This window comes from Psychrobacter sp. CoH-33_TS_01 (assembly GCF_058189395.1).
On record NZ_JBVGQI010000007.1, the window covers coordinates 76,639 to 102,542 of the forward strand.

The window sequence follows — 25,904 nt, forward strand, 5'->3', positions numbered from 1 at the left end:
TCATCAATAGTGAAGCGGGTTTATTTATGGGTAGACATTAGGACTGAAAGATTAATACTGCTCAGATACTACTTTCTAAACAATTTAAACGAGCGCTTGGCTTATTCTCCCTTAAATCATTGTGTCTACCTCATTTATATTGAACTTATTCCCCTTTAAAAGCCGCAATGGTAGCCAGCCGTGCTGCTTTATGATCCACCATAGGGGTAGGGTAGTCTACTTTGGCAAACTGACCGCCCTTGCTTAAAGCTTTAATGAGTTTCTGCTCATCATGCAAAATGCTGGCGGGAATGTCTTTAAGCTCGGGTAACCACTGTTTGATGAATTCAGCCTCTTTATCATGAGTCTTACCCTGGCTAAATGGATTCATAATACGGAAGTAAGGGGCAGAGTCTGTCCCGGTAGAGGCGCTCCATTGCCAACCGCCATTGTTTGAAGCAAAGTCACCATCGATCAGCTGCTGCATAAAGTAGCGCTCGCCTAAACGCCAATCGATCAGCAAATCTTTAGTCAAAAACATCGCCGTCACCATGCGCAGGCGATTGGGCATAAACCCTGTGGTGTTCAAACAACGCATCGCAGCATCCACTAAAGGCACACCGGTCTTGCCCGCACACCAAAGCGCAAACTCATCCGCATTATAAGACCAGTCAATCTTAGTGTCCGTTTCGACCTTATAGGCCTTATGACGTACGATATCCGGACGCTCAAAGATGACATGGCGATAAAAGTCACGCCAGGCCAATTCACTAATCCAGCGTTGAATATCAGTACTGCTGTTCTTGTTTTCGCTACTACTATTGTCATTATTCGCAGCAGCATGCAGTGCTTTTTGCGCTTGTAGATAGCAGCGGCGTGGGCTAATAGCGCCAATAGTTAGATATGCAGATAGATGACTGGTAGCATCTAAAGCGGGGCGGTCGCGACTGATGTCATAATCATTGATATCGTCCGCTACGAAATTATCCAAGCGATGACAGGCTGCCAATTCACCGGCAGGATAGTCCTCATGCGTATGAGCCAGCACCTCTTGTACGTCTTCGTCTGTTTGTTGGGTTAATTTTTGATAAGTAGCGAGCGTTTGCTTATGCAGTTTAGTGATAGTCGCTAACGTCTCTGTTAAGGGTTTGGACGCTGCATTGCTACTAGTAGCTGTGACCTTAGACGCATTGTGCAAATTCGGTGGACTAGCATCGAGGATAGCTTGCCACTTCTTATAGAAGGGGGTAAAGACCTGATACATAGTGTCGTCATTGGTGGTCACGGTCTTTGGTGGCAATAGGCATTGGTCGTGATAGCGGGTAAATTCGATATTCGCTTTAGCCAAGGCTTTGGTTAACAACTCATCGCGAGCTAATTCGTTCACTTCATATTCATAGTTGGCAGCGACGTGGGTGATATTTTCTGACTGACAAAGTTGCGTTATTTCCTCAATACAGTCGTTAAAGGTAGTTGCTATGCTCACTTGCAGTGGGATGTTGAGCTGCTCTTGCAAGTCGTTCGCCAATAGCGGTAGCGTTCGACCAATTAGATCGACCTGGACTAATGAAACATCATGCTCATACCACTGCTCAGGCGTAATAAAAAATACGGCGGATACGGTGGCTTTATTCTGAATCGCCAACTCACAAAGGGCGGCTAATGCGGTATTATCATGACTGCGCAAGTCGCGGCGAAACCACATAAGATAATGCGGCGGCTCGGTAGAAGCAGTAGAGGCAGTGACACTGCTCATGAGGTTATCCTTTTGTGGTGAGCGATGCTAAATAGCGCTAAAAGTATGCTAGGATAAGTTTTTTAGTGCAAATCTTATTTTACTAAACTCTTTTTTATAGGTACTTATTCTTCCTTTTTATCAATCTGGTTATTTTTATCAGTTATGTTGTTTTTATCAGTTTTTTTATAAAGGTTAAGCGAATTAGACGCTAGGTCGCCAAGGATTATGACACCATGCAGGTAAAATTTTGCGGCTTCACCCGAATAGACGATGTACAGCGCGCGCTGACATTGGGGGTTGATGCCTTAGGCCTAGTGTTTTATCCGCCCAGCCCGCGTGCTGTAACTGCGGAACAAGCATTGCCTTTGGTGAAAGCTATCCCTGCCTTTGTGAGCATTGTGGCCTTAGTGGTGAATATGAATGAGGATGAGTTGGTAGCGCTGGCGAGCAAGGTGCCTTTTGATGTGATTCAATTTCATGGTGATGAGACGCCGGCTGAGTGTCAGCGCCTAGCCAGCACCGTGAATAAACGCTGGATTAAGGCTTTACGCATCGATAAACAAACGCAAAATTTAGCTGACATTCAAGCTTTAATTCAAGCGTATGCTAGTGCAGGTGCAAGCAGTATTTTGTTAGACGCGTATCAACAGCAAGCCTATGGCGGCACTGGGGAGCGCTTTGATTGGTCACTAATACCTGAGGTAAGCAAATTGCCAATTATACTAGCAGGGGGATTAACCCCTGAAAATGTTGCAGATACGTTGTCGCTACCTATTGTAGCGGTAGACGTAAGTGGTGGGATTGAAGCCGCTAAGGGCATCAAAGACGGCGATAAGATGGCCGCCTTTATTAAAGCGGTCAAGCGCGATCGTTGGCAAAGCTAAGTTATTCTATTGCAGTCCCTGTTGTTGCTGATATTAGGCTGACAGAGATTAGCTATTACCCCTTATATGACCCTTATTTTGAATTTGAAAAAGAGCGAACTCTATTATGAATAATTTTGACAATATCCCGCACAATGACGAAGTGAACGAAGAAGTTACCAATTACAACCTGTATCCTGATGCTAAAGGGCATTTTGGGGTGCATGGTGGTAGATTCGTTTCTGAAACTTTGATGGCCGCGTTAGAAGAGCTTGAGACCCTATATAACCAAGTGAAACAAGACCCAAAATTCTGGGAAGAGTATCATAACGACTTGATTAATTACGTTGGTCGTCCTACACCGCTATACCATGCCAAACGGTTGAGCGATGAGATTGGTGGTGCGCAGATTTACTTTAAACGCGAAGATTTAAACCATACCGGTGCTCATAAAGTAAACAACACTATTGGCCAAGCGCTATTAGCAAAAATGTCTGGTAAAAAGCGTATTATTGCTGAGACCGGTGCTGGTCAACATGGGGTAGCAACGGCGACGATTGCGGCGCGTTTAGGGCTAGAGTGTATCGTTTATATGGGTGCGGACGATGTTGAACGCCAAAAGATGAACGTCTATCGTATGCGTCTATTGGGCGCGACGGTAGTGCCCGTAACCTCGGGATCCCGTACGCTAAAAGATGCGATGAACGAAGCGATGCGCGACTGGGTGACGAACGTCGATAGCACGTACTATATTATTGGTACAGTAGCGGGTCCACATCCTTATCCGTTATTGGTGCGTGACTTCCAAGCCATCATTGGTAGAGAAGCGCGTATCCAGCATCTTGAAAAAACGGGCAAATTACCCGATGCTTTAGTTGCCTGTGTGGGTGGTGGTTCGAATGCTATTGGTCTGTTCTTTGATTTCCTTAACGACCCTGAAGTGAAAATGTATGGCGTTGAAGCTACGGGCGATGGTATCGAATCAGGTCGTCACTCTGCGCCGCTAGCTGCCGGTCGTATTGGCGTCTTACACGGCAACCGCACTTACCTTATGGCCGATGATGATGGGCAAATTCAAGAGACCCATTCTATCTCAGCCGGTCTTGACTATCCGGGCGTTGGCCCTGAGCATAGCTTCCTAAAAGACATGAAGCGAGTCGAGTATGTAGGCTGTACGGATAAAGAGTCGCTAGAAGGTTTCCATGAAGCGACGCGTAAAGAAGGCATCATCCCTGCGTTAGAGTCTGCGCATGCGGTTGCTTACGGTCTTAAACTGGCCAAGACGATGCGTCCGGATCAGACCATTATCGTGAACATGTCAGGTCGTGGTGATAAAGATTTGCATTCTGTGATGAAAGCTGAGGGTATTGAGCTGTAGGAAAGCCATATCACAATAGCCGCAAGCGGGCCTATTTTGACCTAAAGCACTCAATTTGATTGATTTACCGCTAATTTTTGAGTGTTTTAGAGTCAGGCGATTGTTATCAAGCTATTGTTAAAAAAAGCTTACTTACTAATGGCGAATTTAAACCCTCATATATGTCTTAAAACTTATGAATAAGAGATGACCATGACCCGTATTGAAACGACCTTTGCGACCTTAAAGCAACAGAATAAAAAAGCCCTCATTCCTTATGTTATGGCTGGTGATCCGCGGCCTAATGGCTTTGTTGAGCTGCTCCATGATTTAGTAAGCCACGGCGCCGATATGATTGAAGTAGGGTTACCATTTTCCGACCCAATGGCGGATGGCCCTACGGTATCATTAGCGGGTGAACGCGCCCTAGCTGCTGGTACGAGTACGCGCCAAGCTATTGCTATGGTAAAAGAGTTCCGCGAAAAAGACAGTAAGACCCCAATTATCCTAATGGGCTATTTAAACCCGGTAGAGATTATTGGTTACGACCGTTTTATCGACCTGTGTGAAGACGCAGGCGTGGACGGTATCTTAATGGTTGATTTGCCGCCTGGTGAGGCTGGTGCCTTTACTGGTCAGCTAGCTGATAAGGCGATGAATGAGATTTTCCTATTGTCACCTACGACGTTACCTGAGCGCCGAAAACAAGTACTAACGCATTGTAGTGGTTACATCTATTATGTCTCACTCAAAGGTGTGACAGGTTCAGCGACCCTAGATACTGCAGATGTCGGCAAACAAGTGCAAGCCATTAAATCTGAAACCGATTTACCTGTTTGCGTCGGTTTTGGTATTCGTGATGGCGAGTCAGCCAAAGCCGTGGGTCAGTTTGCTGATGGCGTGATTGTCGGTAGTGAGTTGGTGCAGCATTTTGCTGGCTTAGGTGCGGATACTGATGCAGCTACAGTAGCAGCGGCACAAGCTAAAATTATGGCGAAGATGGATGAGCTGCGCGCGGCGTTAGACACTTTAAGCTTGGATGCTGCAAGCTTAGAGAGTACCACCTTAAATCCTACCAATCCCGTGTAATTTTGAGTGGCTTTGCATGATTGCAATAATCGCAGCCACTAAGTTTGTGGAATGCTGCTAGCGGCTACTTCGGGTGATGGTAATTTGTAATTTAACCCTTAGAAGTCGCTAGTATCTGCTTTATGATGATAAAGCGCTTTGCGAAATAGGGTTTACAAGTGTAAACTAAAAGCAATTTTGTAAGAGTGATTTGAACTTATGACCCAGTCTACTGATACCATGACCCCAGAGCAGGCACAAGCACAGAATAGTGCGCAACAATCTGCTGCCACTATTAATAACGCTGCTATGAATCAAACTTGGCTTGATCGACCTATTCCGCAAGTCAAAAGACAGGCGACCCCGCAACTGACAGCGGTTGAAACAGAGCCTTCTACCCAGTGCTCTGAGTGCCACTCGGTGATTACCAATACCGCGCTCATCTTTAATTGCTACGTCTGTCCGCATTGCGACAACCATTTAGCCATGACTGCGCGTGAGCGCTTAACTTGGTTCTTAAGTCAAGTTGACGCAGAGTTGGGGCAGGAGTTTACTACCGGCGATCCGCTGTCTTTTGTGGACAGCAAACCTTATCCAAAACGCTTAGCCGAAGCCCAAGAGAAGACCGGCGAGACTGAAGCTTTATTGGTGATGAAAGGGCGTTTACAGAACTTAGCACTGGTCGCCTGTGCCTTTGATTTCCGCTTTATGGGCGGCTCTATGGGCTCGGTAGTCGGCGATAGATTCGTCCAAGCCGCTGAGCAAGCTTTAGCGGACGGCATTCCTTTAGTTTGCTTTGCCGCTTCAGGTGGCGCTCGTATGCAAGAGGGGCTATTGTCCTTGATGCAAATGGCACGCACGGCAGCAGCCATCGAGCGTTTAAGACTCGCGGGTATTCCGTATCTGGTCGTGTTAACCAACCCTGTGTATGGTGGCGTGACCGCATCGCTCGCCATGATTGGTGATATTCATCTGGCCGAGCCAAAAGCAATGATTGGTTTTGCGGGCAAACGCGTAATCGAGCAGACGGTGCGTGAGACCCTAGAAGAACCGTTCCAACGCGCTGAGTTTCTACTTGAGCATGGCGTGATCGACCAAGTGGTGCATCGCCATCAGTTAAACGATACCATTTACCGTTTATTAGCGAAAATGACTCATCACGACAACTTATTAACCGCAAAGGCTTAATGCCCTTAAGGTTTGATGTCTTGAAGGCTTGAAGGCTTGAAGGCTTGAAGGCTTGAAGGCTTGATGCCACTTAAGCCTTCAAGCGGTTATCGGCTGTGGAGAGTCCCAACGGCAACCCCCTTACTCTTATTTGTCACTATTTCTAATAAGCATCGCTTGTGCCTTCTGCCATGAGCGGTGCTTATCTTACTTATGATGGGCTATTATGACGCATCCTACCTTATCCCCTGTAGCAACTCCTGATCTCACCAGCTCCTTATCGCATTGGTTAAATTACATGCAGCAAATTCACGTGTCAGCCATAGATATGGGCTTGTCGCGGGTTTTGCCTGTAGCTGAGCATTTGGGCGTGGTACAGTCGGCTAAAGATGATGGCTATGTGTTTACGGTGGCGGGCACCAATGGTAAAGGCTCGACGACGGCGGTGATCGCGGAGATTTGTCAGCAAGCCGGCTATAAGACCGCATTATACCAATCACCGCACCTGATTGATTTTAATGAGCGCGTGCGTATTAATGGTCAGGCGGTAGGCGATCAAGTACTGGTCGCGGCCTTTTACGCGGTTGAGCAAGCGCGTTTAGCCTGCAGTTTAACCTTATCTTTTTTTGAGATGACCACCTTGGCGGCGATGCAAATCTTTGCCCAAGCCGACTGTGATGTATGGGTATTAGAGGTCGGGCTGGGTGGGCGTTTAGACGTGGTCAATATCATCGATCCTGATATGGCGGTGATTACCAATATTGGCATCGATCATGTCGATTGGTTGGGCGATACTAAAGAAAAGATTGGCGCAGAGAAGGCCGGTATCTTACGTCAAGACGGTACGCTCATCTTTGGTGATAGCGAGATGCCGCAGAGCGTGCAAGATAAGATTACTGCGTTAAACGTCACTTGCTACCAAGCGGGGCAGGATTTTTCCTACTTTTCGGCTATTGAGTCAGTGGATAGCATAGAGTCAGTGGCCAGCATAGAGTCAGGGAGTGATGACGTTTGGCAATACAGTAATGCCGCTGTGACGATGCAATTGCCGAAACCTCCCTTATCCATTAGTAATACCGCTAATGCCCTCTCAGCTATCTTGGCGAGCCCTTTGAGCATCACGCAAGAGCATATGGCTGCCGCCCTTAAGAGCGTGCGCTTAGCCGGTCGTTTTGATCGTCGTCAGATAGCCGAGAGACAGTGGCTATTCGATGTGGCGCATAACCTGGAAGGGGTTAGCTTTGTCATGCCGCAAGTGACGCGGGCTTGGCAACAGCATTTGCAGGCCCATCCCACCGCGCAATTGCACCTGGTATTTTCTATGCTAGTGGATAAGCCGATTCAAGAAGTGGTCGGTTACTTAGTGCAGTCGTCTCTGCCTATTCAGCAATGGCATGTGGCGGCTATTGAGCAACCGCGAGCGGCCCCGGTCGAGATGCTCAGCGAAATTCTGTCAGCCCAGTTACCAAAAGGTGAGGTAACCACTTATCTTGATTTGGCCGACGCCAGTACCGGGGTCATTGCAGCCACCACGCCAGAAGACTTTATTTTTGTCTGTGGCTCTTTCCACACTATTGCTGAAGTATTGATAGCGCTAAAGGTAGAAAGTATTCCTGAGTAGCTGTAATAAAGCATTAGCCGCAAAAATCAGAAACCATCAAAACGCTCTTACTTTGACCTCAAGTCTGAATAGCGCCACGCTAATCGTAAATAGTCTTATCATAGCGCACACTTAGTGTTATATTTGCTAGGAATAGCCTAGCTGTGCCAGCGAATAAGGCAATAGATAGCGGTCCAACTACTAGCCTCTGCGCCATTACCGCGCAAGCTAAGGGCACTGAGTAAGGCAGACAATAGCGAGCAGATGTTTTATAATCAAGTCGTTATGTGGCCTCGGGGCGCAGATAATTGTAGTAATTGTCCCGGTATGCAGCATCTATCGTATTACGAAAAGCGATTTTATCGTACGCAAACTGCGATAAAGCGATCGCCATTTAATCACTGATCAGATAAGAGACCATAGCGGATGAATTTTTCGAGACAAACCCTGTTGGGACTAGCAATGATGGTAGGCGGCGGTGTAGTGCTGTTCGCCATGGTACAACAAGTTGGTACCTCAAATCAGGCGAATGCTCCTGAACCTACCGCTATCGAGCAGTCAGCCTCGGCAGCCTCAGAGAACGGCCAACCGCTCACCACGGATGTGGCTACGGAAGAGCGTATCTTGGCGCAAAAGCAAAAAGAACGTGAAGCGCGCGTGGCCCAGCAAGAACGCCGTACGAAAGAGTTTTTAGCTGAGCAAGAACAAGCGGAAGCGAATGCACTAGCCAAAGCTCGAGCAGAAAATGAACAATATATGAATAATAATGCGGTTGAGCCCGTTGGCGATGATACTAGCCCAGAAGTGGCGGCCTCGATAATCGCGAAACCTACGGTGCAAAACCGTACCGATACCACGGCTACTGCAACGCAAACGCCAGCGGCCACAACTGCTACAGTGGCTAATACCGCTAATGACGAAGCCAAGAAAACGGCAGCACGTGAGGCGGCCGCTCAGAAAGCTAAACTGGCTGAACAAAAAGCGGCTGCGGATAAGCAAGCTCAACAACGCGCTGCGGAGCAAGCAAAAGCAAAGCAGAATGAGCAAGCCAAGGCCCAGCAAGCCTCAGCGGATAAAAAGAAAGCGGATGAGCTAAAGGCAGAACAGAAAAAAGCTGAGCAAAAACAGGCGGAGCAGAAAAAGGCCGAAGCCGCAAAAGCTGCGCCAAAGACACCGGGCAGTTATGAGGTCAAACGTGGCGATGGTTTAATCCGTCTGGCGCGGGAATATAACGTCCCTGTTGAAGCGCTAGCACAAGCCAACAATATGAGTACCTCTGACAGTCTGCGCGTTGGCCAAGAATTAAAGATACCTTCCAAAAGTCAAATCTCGCGTTTAGAGCGGGAAGCGGCAGAGGAAAAGAGAAGGGCTGAGGCAGCCAAAACCGCCCAGCAGCGTTTAGCACAGGCGCGTCAAGAAGCCGCTAGAGGCGAGGCTAAGGGCAGTTTTGGCGTACAGGTAGCGCTAGCCGATAACCAGGCTAAAGCGGATGAAGTGGCTAAGAAGCTACGCTCAGCGGGCTATAAAGTCTCTACCAGTCCGACCAGTCGCGGTGTGCGCGTCATTGTAGGCCCAGAGACGGGAAAACCGGCCGCCTTAGCGTTAAAAGATAAGATCAATGGCGACTCACGCACAGGGATTAAAAACGCTTGGGTTCTATACTGGCGTTAGGATATAAGACATAAGCGCTGCTTAACTCAATTCTCAATGATTTATGACTGAACACGACACTAGCTGTCGTGTTTTTTTATGGGCTATTGAGCTGGCATAGCCTCTCAGGTAGCATGTCAGCGCGATTAAGCCGATAATAACTTAGCCTACTAATAAGTTAAGCTCGTAGGCAGGTTAGTAGAGAAGTTGGCTTATTCTTTTTAGCAGTTTATTGGTTTTTTATAATGGTACTTAAAGCAGGTTTAGAGAAATCTGTTTTACATAATTAAGGTATTTTCATGTTATTTGGCAGTTTATTCCTATTTGCTGCACTCGGTTTTATCTGCTTTATTGTCTTAATCAAAGTTAAGCGGTCTACAAAGTCTAGTCGACGTCCTGTTGATACCCCCGTCCGCGGTGATGAGCTTGCTATTTGGCCATTTGAGCCTATGCCTTTGATGACTGATACCGAAGTCCTCTTTTTTCGCAAGTTACAACAGGCCGTCCCAGAGTTCTATATTTTTAGCCAAGTGCAACTGTCTCGTGTCATCGAACCCAATGATGAAGCAGGGACAGACAAGCGCTTTTGGTTCAATCGTATTTGCCGCCAAAGTGTCGATTATGTGTTGGTCGATGGTGATGCGCAGACCACGCTACTGGCTATTGAACTGGATGATTGGACACATACTGGCGCCGCGCGACAGAAAGCGGATGATAAAAAAGATAAGGCCCTTGCTAGCGCCGGTATTCCGATACTGCGTTTTCACGCCGAGCGGATGCCTAGTGTCGATATCTTACGTCATGAGATACTTAAAGTAATCGAGACTTATTCAACATAGGTCTAATTAAAAGGGTGCTATATCCCATTCCTTAGTTAAATTATTACTTTGTAAGTCAAGAGACAAAACACTTGGTCAGTCTTATAAGACCATGTTACTATTATGTGTATCTTGTTAACACTATCTTTCATAATTATACGTAGTGTAGGGCGAGATAAATAGAAAAGCTAACAAAGCCCTTTATACTTTGGATAAGACAAGGACCATTTATGAAATTATTTAAGCTTTCTGCTTTAGCATTGGCGAGTACTTTGGCTTTAGCAGGCTGTGGTAGTGATAACGATACAATAGGAAATGGTACGCCTAGTACGCCAACCCCACCGCCAGTAGATAACAGTCTAAGTGAGTTGGAACAAGCAAAAGAAATGATTCGCACGGCCAAGCTGTTTGTTAGCGATAATTATGCGGTAAAAACAGCTTATGAAAATGTTGGCGAAATCTTAACCGATAAGCAGCAGAATCGCTTTAGTGATGCTTTAAGTGTTCCTGGCGGTATCTACTACTATATGGAAATGAAAAACTTAAAGAGCATCAATGCAGCAGATATCAATAAGCTAGCGAATAATCAAGATTTTAAAAATGCTATGAGTGGTTTAGTCTTAAAACCGAGTAGTAATTTTACGGCCACATTATCTCCGCAAGGTAAATTTGAGCTATCTGGCACCACAGAAGTGCAAAGCAGCGAGACCGATTATATCTATAACCCAAAAACGAATAGATATGAAGAAACAGTTCTATCCACTGATAAATTTACTAGCGTATACGACGGTTATATCAATTCACTGACTTCTAATACCTCTGCAAAGAGTTTCGCAGGTAAGTTTGGCTTTAACAGTTTAAAAATTGGCACAGGTGCTGAGGCAATTACCTTGACTGCTGCTAACCAAGGCCTCAACATTACCGGTGAATTTAGCGATAAAGTGGCGGTTAATGACGACTTTGATTTGGACGAAACCCATGATGCTGGCATCAAGCTTGAAAAAGCCATGGCTACCTTAAAGGATGTCAAGTTAGTGGCTAATGATAGTGTGATTGAAGCTAAGAATCTGAAGTTTGCTATCTTAGATGTCACCAACACCTTGCCTGATGGCAGCGAGTTTTTCATTACCCTCCCTTATCAGCTAGAGCTGACAGGTCATATGAAAAAAGACAAACCAGCTACCGATGTCGAAATTACGGTTAATGCGAAAGCTAATGAAGCAGACGTAAAGAATTTTATCAAGCTCGATAAAGATTATGAATTAGAAGAGCAAGCCGGAAAATTTGTAGGTATGGAGATCCTTTTATCGCTCAAAGGTAAAGTGACCAAAGATAAAGGCGCTGTTATTCCACTTAATTTCCAAGCTAATTTAAAGCGTACTGCTCGTGATGTTATTAAACTTGAAGGCTTAACCGCTACCGTTGAAGGCAAAACCTTATTCGTAGAAGGTCAAACCAATTTAAATACGGATTATAGCGTTAAGAGTAGCCAACTTAAGATCAAACAAAATAATGCCTTTGTTATCTTAAATGTTGATAAAGATAATAAATTTATTAAAGACAGCACTGGCAAGCTAGCGGACATCATGGTGGGTACTAAAGACTTTGGTGACTTGATGGATAATAAAGGTAAGATTACGGCTAAGTTTAAGGACGATAGCCTTATCGTGCTATAAATAAGCCTTACGATAATATTAATAAAAGAGACAGTTGCGACTGTCTTTTTTTATGGCTATTGACAAAATCTATAGGTTTTGAGGCAGCGCTCAATTGTATCTACATCATCCTTAAACTTATACCCTGTAAGGAATTCACTATTGAAAGGTATAGCAACTATACTGCGTACTAATAACAGTAACCCATTAACTCGACCGCATCTATACCGAGTAGCAGCGCTGACTTGCTTTATTAGCTTAGGGTTAGCAACTACTGCTCAAGCTTATGCTATGACCCTTACGGATAAGGCAGTAGCCGCTAACAACAGTAAAGTAACCACTACGGATAATAAAGTGGACTTTTCGATGATGGTAACCGCGCACAGTCCTGCGCAGCCTATTTCTGCCTTTATTGACGATTGGGATGCGCCTTTAGACAGTGGCGATCATGCCTATTTACAAGGCAGAGTAGCCATAGATGTGCGTCCGGCAAGCAGTGCTATCAGTTATGGTCTGGGGTGGCGTTATGATTATCTCATGCAGTTTAGCGATGAGACCGCTCAAGTCTATTGGCAATATGAGAATAAAGTTTCTGGTGCAGCAGATAAGACCTATCCGCTATATCTGCAAGCTTCACACAATGAGCGCGTAGGGGCAAATATAGGCTATAGCTATCCCATTAATCCTGACTGGCAATTGGCAGCAAAGGCAAATATCTGGCAGGGGTTACATGCATTAGACGGTAAAATTAACGGTCAACTTACCAGTCAAGCTATAGCGGCAGGTGCCAATATTCGTGATAGTGTGAATAATGCCGATGCTTCCGTCGATTATTACTATGATAAGCCTGCACTGGGTGAAGAAAACCTGGGCTGGGATCCCGATAAACCTAAAGGGCTTGGTTACTCTCTTGATGTACAGCTAGCGGGTAAGCTCACGCCAACTACTACGCTTAATCTGCAAGGGTATGATTTGCTGGGGCGTATGCAATGGCGCGATATGCCGAGTACGCACTATGCCCTGGACTATGATGTTAGCGGTCGGCCTCTATATACTCTTGAGGGTCAGCTAGATAGCAACGATGTCACTCAAGATTTACCTTGGCGCCTTGAAGGGAGCCTGTTGCACCAATTAAACAGTAAATGGCAATTGGGCGCCCATGCTCAAGCAAACGACATCCAAACGTTATATCAACTGTCTGCGGGTTATGAACTAGATAACCGTACTTTGCCGGTTACTATTACGGGACTCGTAGAGCCGCAAACCAGCGCGCTAGGGGTAGCGGTCGACAGTAAATACGGCGGTATTAAACTATTAACAGATGATCTTAAAGCAGATAAAGCCAAACGTAGTGAGATTAGCCTATATGGTCGTTATGTTTGGTGAGAGTTATATTGAATCAAAAAAGAGTGCTGGTTTTATTGAGTAGCAGCTTTATCTGTTAGCACTTTTGGGCGATAAATAACCAAAGGTCGCTCGCCTGCAAAGTACAGCCCTGACTCTGGTGGCGAGTTCTCTGACCATTCGATGATGGGAAGATTCTCGTCATAAAAACGACGCTTAGTAAACCATTCCACGTAGTGGGCGCGGCGCAATTGACTCGTATCAATCGTGGCCAATTGCGCTAAATCATTACCATCATACCAAGCATGTAGGGGTAGGTTAGGAGCTAGCCAACTTGGACGGGTAAAGCTAGCATCCGTATACGGGTAAAAGAAACGCCCTTTGATTACCGCGATTCGCCTATCTATCTTGACGCTATCATGATCGCCGATATCTACCCGCACTGTCCTAAACTGCTTACTCTGCATATGGGTCATCTTACGCTCAAGATTATCCCGCGAGTTCATACCGACCCAATTGGCATAGTGATAGGGCGCTGAGCCTAAGAAAAACTTAATCGCCAACTCCCAATGCTCAACCTCTCCAGTATCATGATTACGCAGGATATAATCGAGCTCCCCGATCGTTTGCTTCTCGCGATATAGCTGCACATTATGTGCTAGCACCTCATAAGGGTGACAACCCTTCACAAAACCATCGTTTAACCAAAAATGCAGCAACCCTTCAAAGTGAAACCCTAGACGATAAGGACTCGGCCGGCTCATGAGAAATCGAGTCAGGTCACGATAAGCCTTAGTGGTGTCTAATATCGCCAACCTATTCTGATAGTTCACAAATTGCTGTTGCCAGAATTCTGCTGAGTGCATTGTCACGGTTGGCGTATTGATGAGCGGCCGATGGTCTACCCAAGTATTAAGCACGGGAGGTGAGGCTAGAGTATAGGCCAAATCACGCACAAAGGGACGCTGATAGCGCTCCCATGGGGCTACGCTAGAGCTAGTATCAGGGGTAATTAGGGAAGGGGATAGAAGGGTAGACTCAGACATAGGGCAACTCTTTGTATAGTGCTAAAAGCATAGCAGCACTGTTACCCTAACGGCTGACTTATCAAATGTCTAGCGGGTTTGCGCAATCTTCTTTCGTGTTGATAACGGTATATAAAATTTACTTTATAAAAAGGACTGCGACTTATTCGGCAGTTTAGTTTAAGCCAATTCATCTATCAATTCAGGGTGCTTATCTATTAGCTTAATTAGAGAAGCGGCTGCACCACTAGGTTTGCGTTGCCCCTGCTCCCAAGACTGTAGTGTGTTGATAGATATGCCTAAACGATCAGCAAATTGACGCTGTGATAAGCCCGTCTGCTGGCGTGTCTTTACTATAGCTGGTGGGGTAACTCGTCCCACTTCACCTTGTGATAGTTGGCGTAACGATAGCGTTAAGCTGTCTTTAAGCGCTATAGCATCTGGGTCATCAGCAATCACCGCTTGCACCATAGCGTTAATATCGTGCTCATTAAGATTTAAAGTAGGTATGCTCATGTCTTTTGTCCTGTTAGCTTTTTAACTTCAGTCGCAGTCAGATTATCTTTTTGCTGTTTGGTATAAACGTCTAAACAAAATATATAGCCATCAGGCAACAAGTTATAGTATATAACTCTCATACCACCTGACTTACCAGCGCCAGTTGACCATCTAATTTTACGTAGACCCTGCGCCCCTTTGATAACGTCACCCATTAAAGGATTTACAGATAAATAGGTAATAAATTCTAAGCGTTGCTCATGAGATAATATTTTGTCTATTTTCTTTTAAAATTCAGGTGTTTCTATTACTGTATACATAGCAACCCTTATTTTGTCATATCTAGTAGTATAATACTTAGTATGACATAGAGTCATAATTAATTATTAACAGTAAAAATTGTGATAGACATTGAGCCTTCCAATAAAGTAAACGAGATATGAATATAATGTGGAATGGCGCAGTTATAACTTTAAATTAAGCACAAAAAAAGCCAACCATTGAAAATAATGATTGGCTTTTCTATCGAACTAATTTGGTCAAAAACTTAGAGTAAAAAAATGAATTATTTATCGTCAGCCTTGTAGCGACTAGGTTGAATAGTATGAGCTTATAAATATACCGCAAAATATACCGTAATAGTGAAAAGTTACTCGCATTTTAGCGACCATTTAGGGGCAAATCAGTTATTAAGGTATTTACGGAAAGACAAGTTGCTGACCCATTAAATCAGAATAGCCTGAAGATGGAATGACAACACTTTGTTGCTAACACGATTTACGTGCTCACCATTTAACAGCATCACCATTGCTAGGCATATTTAGGCTGCTAGTGGTGTAATCATTGGTATCAAGGAACTTGTTGATGTAGACATGAGTTAGCAATGTGTTGGTATATTCCGATGATATCAATCTCTATACCAACAATAATACCAACATTCTATTTAGAAAAGTACAGGATAGGGGAGAACCCTAAACCTGAAAAATGCCCAAAATAAAGGGCTAGCAGTCTATGAAAGCTAACCCTATATTCATGTTTGGTCGGAACGGCAGGATTTGAACCTGCGACCACTACACCCCCAGTGTAGTGCGCTACCAGACTGCGCTACGCCCCGATGGATGACTATTTTACTCATTATTCCCCAATTTGCAAGAGCAAATCAAGAATGATTGTCCTGATAGCCCAATCAACCTAAATTTTCTAGGTGGATGTCGAACTATCAAGACGAAAATAGCGTACCTTGTCTTCGAGTGCACTTCACCCTAGTATGGGAAAACTAGGATGAAGTTAGCTAGCACACCTTCCCCTCGTAGGGGAAGGCTGAGATGGGGTTATAAAGTCACTAAGTAATAGTAACAGCCTAGATTAGCCCAACAGCTCTTTTAAGATTTCATTGACCTGTTGTGGATTGGCCTTACCACGGCTGGCCTTCATCACTTGACCGACCAAACCGTTAAAGGCTTTTTCTTTACCGCCTTTATACTCTTCAACCATAGCTGCATTATTCGCAATGACTTCTTCAACCATTGCTTTAATAGCACCGGTATCGGTTTCTTGCTTTAGCCCTTTGGATTCAATGATTTTATCCGCCGCATCAGCACCATCACCGCCTTCGCCTTCGTACATCGCGGCAAAGACTTGCTTGGCTAATTTACCAGATAGGGTGTTGTCATTGATGCGTTTGATTAGCCCCGCAAGTTGTTCAATACTGATAGGCGTGTCGTTGATAGTTTTCTCATCTTTATTGAGAGCGCCCATCAATTCGCCCATCATCCAGTTGGCAGCGATTTTTGCATGCTCAGTACCAATGATAGCTAGCACAGCTTCAAAGTAATCGGCGAGCTCACGACTGCCGGTGATGATGCGAGCATCGTATTCAGACAGGCCAAGCTCGGCCTCAAAACGGGCACGGCGCTCTACTGGCAGCTCCGGCATAGCAGCACGAATTGCATCGACCGTCTCCTGAGAGATTTGCACAGGCAGCAAGTCAGGGTCTGGGAAGTAGCGATAGTCATTAGCGTCTTCTTTGGTACGCATCGCACGGGTTTTATCGGTCTCAGGATCATACAGTAGAGTGGCCTGAATGACCTTGCCGCCATCTTCGATGACATCGATCTGACGCTCGATTTCACTGTTGATAGCGCGTTCGATATTGCGGAAAGAGTTAAGATTTTTCAGTTCGGTACGCGTGCCTAACTCATCACCAGGTTTGCGTACTGAGACGTTACAGTCACAGCGGAATGAGCCTTCAGCCATGATAGCGTCCGAAATACCGATCCAAGTCACCAACTGATGGATAGCCTTAATATAAGCCACCGCCTCGCTGGCAGAGCGCATATCGGGCTCAGAGACAATCTCGATTAATGGCGTGCCTGCGCGGTTTAAGTCAACACCGGTCATACCTTCTACCGCATCGTGGACAGATTTGCCCGCATCTTCTTCTAAATGACCACGGGTGATGCCCATGCGCTTGCTGTATTCATTTTTGCTACCTTCATTCACCACGACATCGATATAGCCTTTACCGACGATAGGGTTGGCCATCTGGGTGATTTGATAGCCTTTAGGCAAGTCAGGATAAAAGTAGTTTTTACGGTCAAAAGTATTATAAAGCCCCAGCTCAGCATTGACCCCTAAGCCAAACTTTAACGCGCGCTCGATTAAACCTTCGTTTAATACTGGCAAGACGCCTGGCAAGCCTAAGTCAACGATGTTCGCTTGGGTATTGGCCTCATGACCAAAGTCAGTAGGCGAGGTAGAGAAAATCTTACTGTCGGTATTGAGCTGACAATGAATCTCGATACCGATGACCACTTCATAGCCGTCTACCAAGAGCTCTTTTCGAATAGGGCCGGTGTTCTCTGCGATAAACGTCATTAGATGCTCTCCTGGGCGATAGCCGATAGCTTGGTGTGGTGGTCAGTATGTTGTTGATACAGATGCGCGGTGGTCAGCAGTTTGTCATCGTTCCAATGGTTGCCGATGAGTTGCAGACCGACAGGCAGTCCCGCTTCAGTAAAGCCAGCAGGCATGCTAATAGCTGGCAGACCCGCTAGGTTAACAGCGATCGTATAAACATCACCCAAGTACATGCTGACTGGGTCTAAAGTTTCACCCAGTTTATAAGCAGCAGTAGGTGCAGTAGGACTAGCGATCAAATCACACTCTTTAAAGGCTTTTTCAAAGTCTTCTAGAATGACGCGGCGGACTTTCTGCGCTTTAGTATAGTAAGCGTCAAAATAACCCGCTGATAGCGCATAAGTACCCATTAGGATACGACGCTGCACTTCAGGGCCAAAGCCTTCAGAGCGTGAGCGGGTATAGAGGTCGGTTAAGTTCTTAGGGTCTTCACAACGATAGCCAAAACGTACGCCATCAAAGCGTGATAGGTTCGATGAGGCTTCAGCAGGGGCTAGCATATAGTAAGTTGCTAGGGTCACTTTAGGATCGGTGATATTAACTTCAACGATAGTAGCACCTAATTCTTCGTACTTTTTCAATGCCGCACGGACGTGGGTGTCCACTTCGCCATCTAGACCTTCACCGAAGTATTCTTTTGCTACACCAATTTTTAACCCTGCGAAAGGCTTGTCACCAGCATTGTTCTTAGCGTCCGCCAATACTTGCACATAATCCGGCACAGCGCGATCGATAGACGTAGCATCTCTTGAGTCATGCCCCGCCATCGGGTGTAATAGATAAGCGCAGTCTTCTGCAGAGCGGCCTAAGGTGCCGGCTTGATCGAGACTAGAGGCGTAGGCAATCATGCCAAAGCGTGACACTCGGCCATAAGTGGGTTTCATACCTGTTAAGCCGCAGAATGAGGCCGGCTGACGAATAGAGCCCCCCGTATCACTACCGGTCGTGACGGGCGCAAAACCTGCCGCTGTTGCTGCTGCTGAGCCGCCTGAAGAGCCACCTGGCACATGGTCAAGATCCCAAGGGTTATGCACCGCACCGTAGTAAGAGCTCTTATTGTCCGAGCCCATAGCGAACTCATCCATGTTGAGCTTGCCCAAATTAATAAAGCCGGCGTCACGGATATTTTTTACAATAGTGGCATCGTAAGGAGAGACGAAGTTATGCAGCATTTTTGAGCCACAAGTCGTCAGCAACCCTTCGGTACAAAAGATATCTTTATGCGCCATTGGCACACCTAGCAGCGCACGGGTATCACCGGCAGCACGTTGCTGATCCGCCAATTTGGCAGCAGCGCGAGCATTGTCAGCATCGACCGTGATAAAGCTGTTTACTTTGCCATCTAGTTTTTCGATACGACGTAAATAATGTTCAGTCAGCTCAGCGCTGCTAAATTGTTTGTTGTGCAGACCATCGACGAGTTCGGCGACGGATAGGGTATGTAAATCAGACATAATTAGCGTCCATCGGTGATTGTAGGAGCAAGCCTGCTAAGCGCGGCTTTAGCTTACTGTTAGCAATAACAGCAAATACCTGCCAGACCTCTCACTTATTGCGAGCAGGCCGATAGGGATGAGCAAGCTACTTAGGCAGGGTTGTCACTACGAATAAAATTTATTGTTATGAGAAGGATAAAGAGAGTAGCGCCGTTAAATAAAGAGTAGCGCCATTAAATAAATAGGCTAAGGCTTATTCCATAACTTGCGGAACCAAATAGAGACCTTGCTCTACAGCAGGTGCCATCGCTTGATTCTTTTCACGATCGATATCAGGGTTAGGGATATCAGCACGTAGGACTTGGCAAACTTCATGGATGTTAGCCAATGGGGTCAAGCCATCAGTGTCGACTGTGCTGATAGTTTGCATCATGCCTAAGATTTTACCGATATCATCGGCATAGCTACTGGCCGTAGACTCATCGACCCCTAAACGGGCGAGTCTGGCCACTTCTAAAATGTCATCGGTACTGACGTTATCGTTGGCTGGGGTAGTTTGCTCACTCATAGTGGCTCCATGGCAAAAGTAAAAAGGGTTTATTTATTATCAAAAAACGCGTTGTGAAACGGCATAAAATAGCTAAGCAAAAATAAAGCTATCCAATATTAAGGGAATAGGCTGAGTTCAATACAGACATTATAAAGCATCTGCAGGTATTTTTTGCCACTCCTTTACGCTCCCTTACAGAGGGTAATGCGCTGACGCTTTAATGGTTTTACTAGCGTTTTGATTGCAGCTAAAGCAACTGACTGAAAATTCAGTGGCGTTAAGTAGGCAAAAAAGAACCTGGGTAGCAAAAACAGGGTAAACAGATAAGAAGCTGTAAGATGGTATTGACTTGAATTCGCTATGATAGGGACGATAGGCATGAGCTATTGCCCTTAATCCTAGTGGTTTCTTATAGAAAGGTATCAATTACTTAGCAATCTTATGCGCTGAGGAACAGTTTTTTATTAAACCCTAGTAGCGAGCTAAGTTAAAAATAGGGGTAATAAGGGTTTGTAGCAGTAGATTGTCAAACTTGCTTACAATTCAATTGTATATGCCCTATATAGTACATAAGCAAGATTAATCGGTGATTTTTATACATTTAGTGGGTATAATTTACCGCTATTTACGCGATACCACGTAATAAATGCAGAATCCTGCCCCTTTTGACTTGTTGCATGCGCGAACTTTCGTTAGAGTGTGCGCCTAGCTGACATTAAGCTAACAGCCTGTTTAAAAGACGTATTAAATTAGCTTGTCATTCAGCATTAATTATATAGTAACGCTAATAGATTATAATGCTAACCGCTCACGCCGCCTCCCATTCGCCCCCTTAGTAAGACGCTGGATATATTAGTCATGAACCCGTTCGGATTTTTATCAAATAATATTGCAATCGATCTTGGCACTGCCAATACCCTTATCTTTATTCCTAACAAAGGCGTCGTCCTCGATGAGCCTACGGTTGTGGCGCTGCGTAGTAATAGAACGCAAAACCCAACGGTAGCCGCTGTAGGCCTAGATGCGAAGCAAATGTTAGGACGAACCCCAGCCAATATTACTGCTATCCGCCCGTTAAAAGATGGCGTAATCGCTGATTTTGAAGTGACGCAAAAGATGCTGAAGCATTTTATCGCGAAAGTGAAGGCCAAGCGTTTTATGGCGCAGCCGAACGTCGTGGTCTGTGTGCCTTGCAAATCAACGCTGGTCGAGCGTAAGGCCATCCGTGAAGCGGTGTCTTCTGCTGGCGCGAACAAAGTAATGCTACTAGAAGAGCCTATGGCGGCGGCAATCGGAGCGGGCATGCCAGTCCATGAGGCCAGCGGCTCTATGGTAGTGGATATCGGTGGTGGTACGACTGAAATAGCGGTCATTGCGCTATCAGGTTGTGTCTATGCTGAGTCTATCCGTATTGGTGGCGATTTATTTGACGAAGCTATCATTACCCATGTGCGCCGTACTCACGGTTGTGTGATTGGTGAGACCACTGCTGAGCGTATTAAGCAGGAAGTGGGCTCAGCCATTAACGAAGATGAGATGCTAGAAGTCGAAGTTCGTGGTCGTAGCATGGCTGAAGGGGTGCCAAAAACCTTTACTGTGAATTCTGAAGAAATCCAAAAAGCGCTAAGCGATCCTTTAAGCGGTATTATCAGTGCGGTGAAAGCTGCCCTTGAACAGACGCCACCAGAATTGTCTTCTGATATCGCCGAGCGCGGTGTTGTGCTGACCGGTGGTGGTGCTTTATTGCGTAACTTAGATAAATTATTATCTAAAGAAACTGGCTTACCCGTCACAGTCGCTGAAGACCCATTAACGTGCGTGAGCCGCGGTGGTGGTATGGCACTAGACTTTATTAATAACAAAAGCCTAAATATGATTTTTGTCTAAGCTTGTACCTTGCTATAGCTTTATATTAAAGGTTTTATACTTTGATAAAAGATAACAATCGATAGTAATAGATAACGGCCATAGTGTGCCGTTATCTATTATTTAAGCGTTCAATATTTACGTTCAATATTCAATAGTTAAAACGAGTGGAGGGGTTATGAAGGAGAGCATTCAGGTCGTCGTGCAGCTCAAAGGTGCGCGATGAGTCCTAGTATTTTTGCTCGCCAGCCCCTCTCAATTCGTAAGACTGCTGCTGTATTGATTGTCGCCATGATTCTTATGTGGTTCGACAGCAAAAATCCGGAGTGGTTTAACCCTATTCGCAGTACCAGTCATGCCGCTATGCAGCCTATCTATGAGCTGTCCTTGCTCCCCAGCTATGCCGCCCATTGGTCTAGTGGTCGTATGGAGTCCAAGGAATCCCTACGCCGCGAAAATGTCCAACTCAAATCTGAACTTATCCATGCCCGTGCCAAATTGCAGCAGCAAGATTATATCTTGGCGCAAAATGCACGCTTGCAAGGGATTCTATCGACGACCCGTCCTGAACAATATGACCTGACCTTAGCCCAAGTTATCGGTACCGATACTAACCCGCTAAAGCAAATCGTCGTGCTCAATAAAGGCGTGCAAGATGGGGTTAAAGTCGGGCAGACGGTGATTGATGAAAAAGGGATTTTGGGTCAGGTGATTAATGTCTATCCGAATACCAGTCGCTTGCTGTTGATTACGGATGAGTTGCAGTCGGTCGCTGTGACCGTGAAGCGCACGGGGCAACGGGCTATTATCACGGGTGAGGGCACGCCTGCAGATTTACGCCTCAACTATGTGTTCAAGACCTCGGATGTGCGGGTAGGAGATGAGCTGGTCTCTTCAGGGCTGGGCGGCCGTATTCCTGCTGGTTACGCAGTAGGCCGCATTCGCTATGTCGACCCTGACCAGGGCGATAACTTCATGCATATTGAAGTGACGCCAGCCGCTAACTTTAATGACAACTCTTATGTGCTGATTTTGCAAGATAAAACCAGTAAAAATGCTCAGCGTCAGGCTATGTTAGAGGCGACGGAAGCGGCGGCTTTAGATGAGCTGCCCGTGGTAGGCGCCTTACAACCTGTGGATAGCCTGGACAATCCTGCGCTAGCGAATGCTACCGGGGCTGACCCTGCGACTTTGCCGTCTACCCAAGACGCCTCTGCTCAGTCAAGCAGGTAGCCTATGTCCAGCTCTGATTCCACCCATTCTAATTTTGAGATTGTTTTAGCCATCGTGCTAAGTTTCATCTTGGCCTCTTCTCTAAACGTCTATCCGTTAAGTCTGGGTACGGCCACTTTACGACCGATGGTCATGATTATGGTGCTGATATTCTGGCTGATTTTCCAGCCGCGCCATACCGGACTGTTTACCGCTTTCATTATTGGCTTAATCGCAGATTTACTGCTAGATACCCGTTTAGGACAACAAGCTTTCGCTGCTGTAGCCATGGCATTGGTGGTCAAAATCGCTAGTATTTATATTAAGCAACTGCGGACTTTAGGGGCGTGGTTTTTGGCGTGTGTGTGTCTGTTAGTCTTTCAATCCGTCCTTTGGATTTTGCAAATGATTACGCAAAATACCTTTGTCCCGCAAGGCGGTATCTCTATGCTGATGAGTATGGCTTGTTGGCCCCTTATTCTATTAGCGCTGCGCCGTTATACGCATTAGCCGCTATCCTTGTCTGCTAGACTCTGCTTATCACCTTTATCTAACCAGATGTGACTCCCTATGAAAATTATTTTAGCTTCGGGCTCTCCGAGACGTCGTGAGCTGTTACAACAAGTCGGTTTAGAGTTTAGCGTCATGTCAGCCGATATTGACGAGAGCGTATATGAGGCTGAAACCCCACAAGCGTACATCCAACGTATGGTCGCGCAAAAGGCGCAAGCAGCATTAGCCGTTTTAAATGCGGATACGGCGTGCTTAACAGATAACGAGCAGGGCTCAACGCTACTATTGCTCACGGCAGATACTATAGGTATCTTACCCGATGGTAAGACTATCTTAATCAAGCCAGAAGATGAAGCCCATGCGCTAAACATGTGGCAGCAGATGTCAGCGAGTACCCATCAGGTTTGTACTGCGGTACAGGCGACCCTACTGACTCTGCAAAGTGTGCAAGATACAGATAACACGGATACAAACCTTTTGTTTACTAACGTATGGTCGCAGTCTCTCCTAGAGAGCACAGAGGTGACCTTCGTGACTTTATCTGAGCAAGAAATGCAGCGCTACTGGCAGACCGGTGAGCCTGCTGATAAAGCGGGTGGCTATGCCATTCAAGGTGGGGCGGCGCATTGGGTGGAGCGTATTAAAGGCAGTTATACCAATGTCGTAGGTCTGCCATTAGCCCAGACGCTAGCGTTGATTGAGCAGGCTGAGGCAAGTGCGGCGACGCTAAGCTAAGAGACGCTACAGAAAGCGTTAAGGTCAAAAGTAGGGCTATGGTTACCAAGTCGGCTGTCTCTAGTCAGAGGGCGGCTGCTTTTGTTACACTATGATTCCATAAGATATATAAAATAGAAGAGTGGCTATGTCTGAAGAACTGCTGATTAATGTAAGTCCCATGGAGTCTCGGGTGGCAGTCTTAGACAATGGCGTGCTGGGCGAGATTTATATCGAGCGCCACCATAAGTTGGGCTTGGTGGGTAATATTTACTTGGGCACAGTAGTCCGGGTACTGCCTGGTATGCAGGCGGCCTTTGTTGATATTGGTCAATCCCGTACCGCGTTTTTGCACGTCAACGATATGCAGCGCTTGCCGCGTCCTGTACCAAGCCAAGCTAAAGCTGAGCAACCCGAAATAGACTCTGCTAATAATGACTATGACAGTAGTGATATTAATCCTACTAGCGATTTTGAAGAGGGTGTTTTTAGTAGTCAAGGTAATAATGAGACTGTGGCCAGTGCCAGAGTAGAAGAACCGCTAGCGGCAGACAGTCAGCCCCTCAAGCCCAGTGGCAAAAGACCCATCACTCCGCCGAGCAGCTTGCGGATGACCCCGCCTGTGGTCAGCCCCAAACCTATCACGCCTCGCCGCGGTAGCATTCCGCAACCGCCTAAACAAGACCTCATTCAGCATCGCTTGCATGAAGGTCAGCGTATCTTAGTACAAGTCACTAAAGATCAACTGGGTACCAAGGGTGCGCGGCTTACCACAAACATCACTTTACCCTCGCGCTATCTGGTTTATTTGCCGTCGAGCGAACATATTGGCATCTCGCAGCGTATTGATAGTGATGAAGAGCGCCATCGCCTTAAGACTGAATTGTCGAGCTTGATGCAAACGGTCAACTTAACTGGCGGCTTGATTGCCCGTACTGCGGCTGAACGAGTACCGGTCGAGAAGCTAGAAGAAGACATCTACTATCTCTTACAACTTTGGCGCACCATTCAAGCGCGGCGTAGCGAAGCAAAACAGAATCAAAGCTCGGTGCTGCTCTATCAAGAGCTGTCACTACCACTACGCTCTATCCGTGACTTAGTGCATGCGGAGACCGAAAAGGTCGTCGTCGATAATGAAGCGTTATATGAGCAAATTCGCCAATTCGCCAAAGAGTTTGTACCCTTTATCTACGAGCGTATCGTTCACTATACCGCTGAGCCGGCGCTGTTTGATGTGCATCGGGTCGAGGAAGACTTGCGCGATGCGTTAAAACGCCGTGTTGATTTGAAGTCCGGTGGCTATCTGATTATTGATCAAACCGAAGCCATGACCACTATTGATGTGAATACCGGCTCTTTTGTAGGCGGTCGCTCTTTAGAAGATACAGTCTATAAAACCAATTTAGAGGCTACCCATGCTATCGCTCGACAGCTTAGATTACGTAACCTAGGCGGTATTATCATCCTCGACTTTATCGATATGCTGGAGCAAGAGCATAAAGATGATGTACTGACGAGCTTGCAAGAGCAGCTGTCTCAAGATTACGCCAAGACCAATATCACGCAAGTCAGTGAGCTTGGCTTGGTAGAGATGACCCGCAAGCGCACCAGGGAGTCACTAGAGCAACAACTGTGTGAGCCGTGCTCAACGTGTCAGGGTAGGGGCTTTGTCAAGACCGCTGAGACCGTCTGTTTTGAGATTTTCCGCGAGATTATGCGCTGCGCTCGTACTTATAACGCGCCGAAGAAGTTTACGGTAGTCGCCCATGCGGCGGTAATCGATTTATTGCTATCTTCAGAAGCAGATACGGTGGCAGATTTAGAATATCTATTGGGCAGAGTCATCACCTTTGAAGTCGAAAACCTTTATACCCAAGAGCAATACGATATTGTTTTGGACTAAAAACGTCCCCTTGCAATACCCTGAGAAGT

At 46.1% G+C, this 25,904-nt stretch carries 19 protein-coding genes, 1 tRNA gene and 1 pseudogene; 14 read left to right on the forward strand and 7 right to left on the reverse strand.

What is annotated here, in order from left to right; translation table 11 throughout:
* Window positions 1-145 precede the first annotated feature (145 nt).
* On the reverse strand, window positions 146-1,735 hold the full coding sequence (locus ACZ2XM_RS11400) for a cryptochrome/photolyase family protein (RefSeq protein ID WP_490589295.1): 1,590 nt from the start codon (window positions 1,733-1,735) through the stop codon (window positions 146-148).
* 215 nt (window positions 1,736-1,950) lie between these two features.
* On the opposite strand from ACZ2XM_RS11400, the gene ACZ2XM_RS11405 reads away from it, so the two are divergent.
* From ACZ2XM_RS11405 to ACZ2XM_RS11445, 9 genes are all read left to right on the forward strand, one after another.
* Complete coding sequence (locus ACZ2XM_RS11405) at window positions 1,951-2,601, forward strand: phosphoribosylanthranilate isomerase (protein ID WP_490589294.1); 651 nt, start codon at window positions 1,951-1,953, stop codon at window positions 2,599-2,601.
* A gap of 106 nt (window positions 2,602-2,707) precedes the next feature.
* Window positions 2,708-3,958 carry a tryptophan synthase subunit beta gene (gene trpB, locus ACZ2XM_RS11410; protein WP_490589293.1) on the forward strand — a complete coding sequence of 417 codons (1,251 nt, stop codon included), beginning with the start codon at window positions 2,708-2,710 and terminating at the stop codon, window positions 3,956-3,958.
* Between the two features lie 192 nt (window positions 3,959-4,150).
* Window positions 4,151-5,026, forward strand: coding sequence for a tryptophan synthase subunit alpha (gene trpA, locus ACZ2XM_RS11415; protein WP_490589292.1), 876 nt, complete (start codon window positions 4,151-4,153; stop codon window positions 5,024-5,026).
* A 288-nt stretch (window positions 5,027-5,314) separates the two neighbouring features.
* Window positions 5,315-6,193, forward strand: a complete 879-nt coding sequence (accD, locus tag ACZ2XM_RS11420) for an acetyl-CoA carboxylase, carboxyltransferase subunit beta (protein ID WP_490589346.1) — start codon at window positions 5,315-5,317, stop codon at window positions 6,191-6,193.
* 205 nt (window positions 6,194-6,398) lie between these two features.
* Window positions 6,399-7,793 (forward strand): bifunctional folylpolyglutamate synthase/dihydrofolate synthase, encoded by a 1,395-nt coding sequence (locus ACZ2XM_RS11425; protein WP_490589291.1) that lies wholly within the window; start codon window positions 6,399-6,401, stop codon window positions 7,791-7,793.
* 405 nt (window positions 7,794-8,198) lie between these two features.
* A complete protein-coding gene (locus ACZ2XM_RS11430; RefSeq protein WP_490589290.1) occupies window positions 8,199-9,443 on the forward strand; it encodes an SPOR and LysM peptidoglycan-binding domain-containing protein in 1,245 nt (414 codons plus the stop codon).
* A gap of 278 nt (window positions 9,444-9,721) precedes the next feature.
* Window positions 9,722-10,261: a DUF2726 domain-containing protein gene (locus tag ACZ2XM_RS11435; protein WP_490589289.1), complete on the forward strand. Its 540-nt coding sequence runs from the start codon at window positions 9,722-9,724 to the stop codon at window positions 10,259-10,261.
* Between the two features lie 209 nt (window positions 10,262-10,470).
* Complete coding sequence (locus tag ACZ2XM_RS11440) at window positions 10,471-11,916, forward strand: hypothetical protein (RefSeq protein WP_490589288.1); 1,446 nt, start codon at window positions 10,471-10,473, stop codon at window positions 11,914-11,916.
* Between the two features lie 141 nt (window positions 11,917-12,057).
* Complete coding sequence (locus ACZ2XM_RS11445; RefSeq protein ID WP_490589287.1) at window positions 12,058-13,281, forward strand: hypothetical protein; 1,224 nt, start codon at window positions 12,058-12,060, stop codon at window positions 13,279-13,281.
* A 32-nt stretch (window positions 13,282-13,313) separates the two neighbouring features.
* Here ACZ2XM_RS11445 and ACZ2XM_RS11450 read toward each other — a convergent pair whose 3' ends face one another.
* The 6 genes from ACZ2XM_RS11450 to gatC all read right to left on the reverse strand — a co-directional run bounded on the left by ACZ2XM_RS11450 (window position 13,314) and on the right by gatC (window position 19,685).
* Window positions 13,314-14,285: a DUF1853 family protein gene (locus ACZ2XM_RS11450; RefSeq protein ID WP_490589286.1), complete on the reverse strand. Its 972-nt coding sequence runs from the start codon at window positions 14,283-14,285 to the stop codon at window positions 13,314-13,316.
* Window positions 14,286-14,444: 159 nt separating this feature from the next.
* The gene (locus tag ACZ2XM_RS11455) at window positions 14,445-14,780 is read right to left on the reverse strand and encodes a helix-turn-helix domain-containing protein (protein ID WP_490589285.1); all 336 of its coding nucleotides are present in this window, start codon (window positions 14,778-14,780) and stop codon (window positions 14,445-14,447) included.
* 1,019 nt (window positions 14,781-15,799) lie between these two features.
* A tRNA-Pro gene (locus tag ACZ2XM_RS11460) sits at window positions 15,800-15,876 on the reverse strand.
* 251 nt (window positions 15,877-16,127) lie between these two features.
* Window positions 16,128-17,639, reverse strand: a complete 1,512-nt coding sequence (gatB, locus tag ACZ2XM_RS11465; RefSeq protein ID WP_490589284.1) for an Asp-tRNA(Asn)/Glu-tRNA(Gln) amidotransferase subunit GatB — start codon at window positions 17,637-17,639, stop codon at window positions 16,128-16,130.
* Entirely contained in the window at window positions 17,639-19,135 is a 1,497-nt protein-coding gene (gene gatA / locus ACZ2XM_RS11470; protein ID WP_490589283.1) for an Asp-tRNA(Asn)/Glu-tRNA(Gln) amidotransferase subunit GatA, read from the reverse strand. Before gatA ends, gatB begins: the two co-directional genes overlap by 1 nt.
* A 235-nt stretch (window positions 19,136-19,370) precedes the next feature.
* Complete coding sequence (gene gatC / locus ACZ2XM_RS11475) at window positions 19,371-19,685, reverse strand: Asp-tRNA(Asn)/Glu-tRNA(Gln) amidotransferase subunit GatC (protein ID WP_490589282.1); 315 nt, start codon at window positions 19,683-19,685, stop codon at window positions 19,371-19,373.
* A gap of 831 nt (window positions 19,686-20,516) precedes the next feature.
* Here gatC and ACZ2XM_RS11480 point away from each other — a divergent pair.
* The 5 genes and pseudogenes from ACZ2XM_RS11480 to ACZ2XM_RS11500 all read left to right on the forward strand — a co-directional run bounded on the left by ACZ2XM_RS11480 (window position 20,517) and on the right by ACZ2XM_RS11500 (window position 25,875).
* Window positions 20,517-21,554 carry a rod shape-determining protein gene (locus ACZ2XM_RS11480; protein ID WP_456320548.1) on the forward strand — a complete coding sequence of 346 codons (1,038 nt, stop codon included), beginning with the start codon at window positions 20,517-20,519 and terminating at the stop codon, window positions 21,552-21,554.
* Between the two features lie 201 nt (window positions 21,555-21,755).
* Window positions 21,756-22,577: pseudogene (mreC, locus tag ACZ2XM_RS11485) on the forward strand (rod shape-determining protein MreC); the annotation flags it as partial.
* Window positions 22,578-22,769: 192 nt separating this feature from the next.
* The gene (mreD, locus tag ACZ2XM_RS11490) at window positions 22,770-23,255 is read left to right on the forward strand and encodes a rod shape-determining protein MreD (RefSeq protein ID WP_490589281.1); all 486 of its coding nucleotides are present in this window, start codon (window positions 22,770-22,772) and stop codon (window positions 23,253-23,255) included.
* 60 nt (window positions 23,256-23,315) lie between these two features.
* Window positions 23,316-23,993 carry a Maf family protein gene (locus ACZ2XM_RS11495; protein WP_490589280.1) on the forward strand — a complete coding sequence of 226 codons (678 nt, stop codon included), beginning with the start codon at window positions 23,316-23,318 and terminating at the stop codon, window positions 23,991-23,993.
* 127 nt (window positions 23,994-24,120) lie between these two features.
* On the forward strand, window positions 24,121-25,875 hold the full coding sequence (locus tag ACZ2XM_RS11500) for an Rne/Rng family ribonuclease (protein WP_490589279.1): 1,755 nt from the start codon (window positions 24,121-24,123) through the stop codon (window positions 25,873-25,875).
* Window positions 25,876-25,904: the final 29 nt, after the last annotated feature.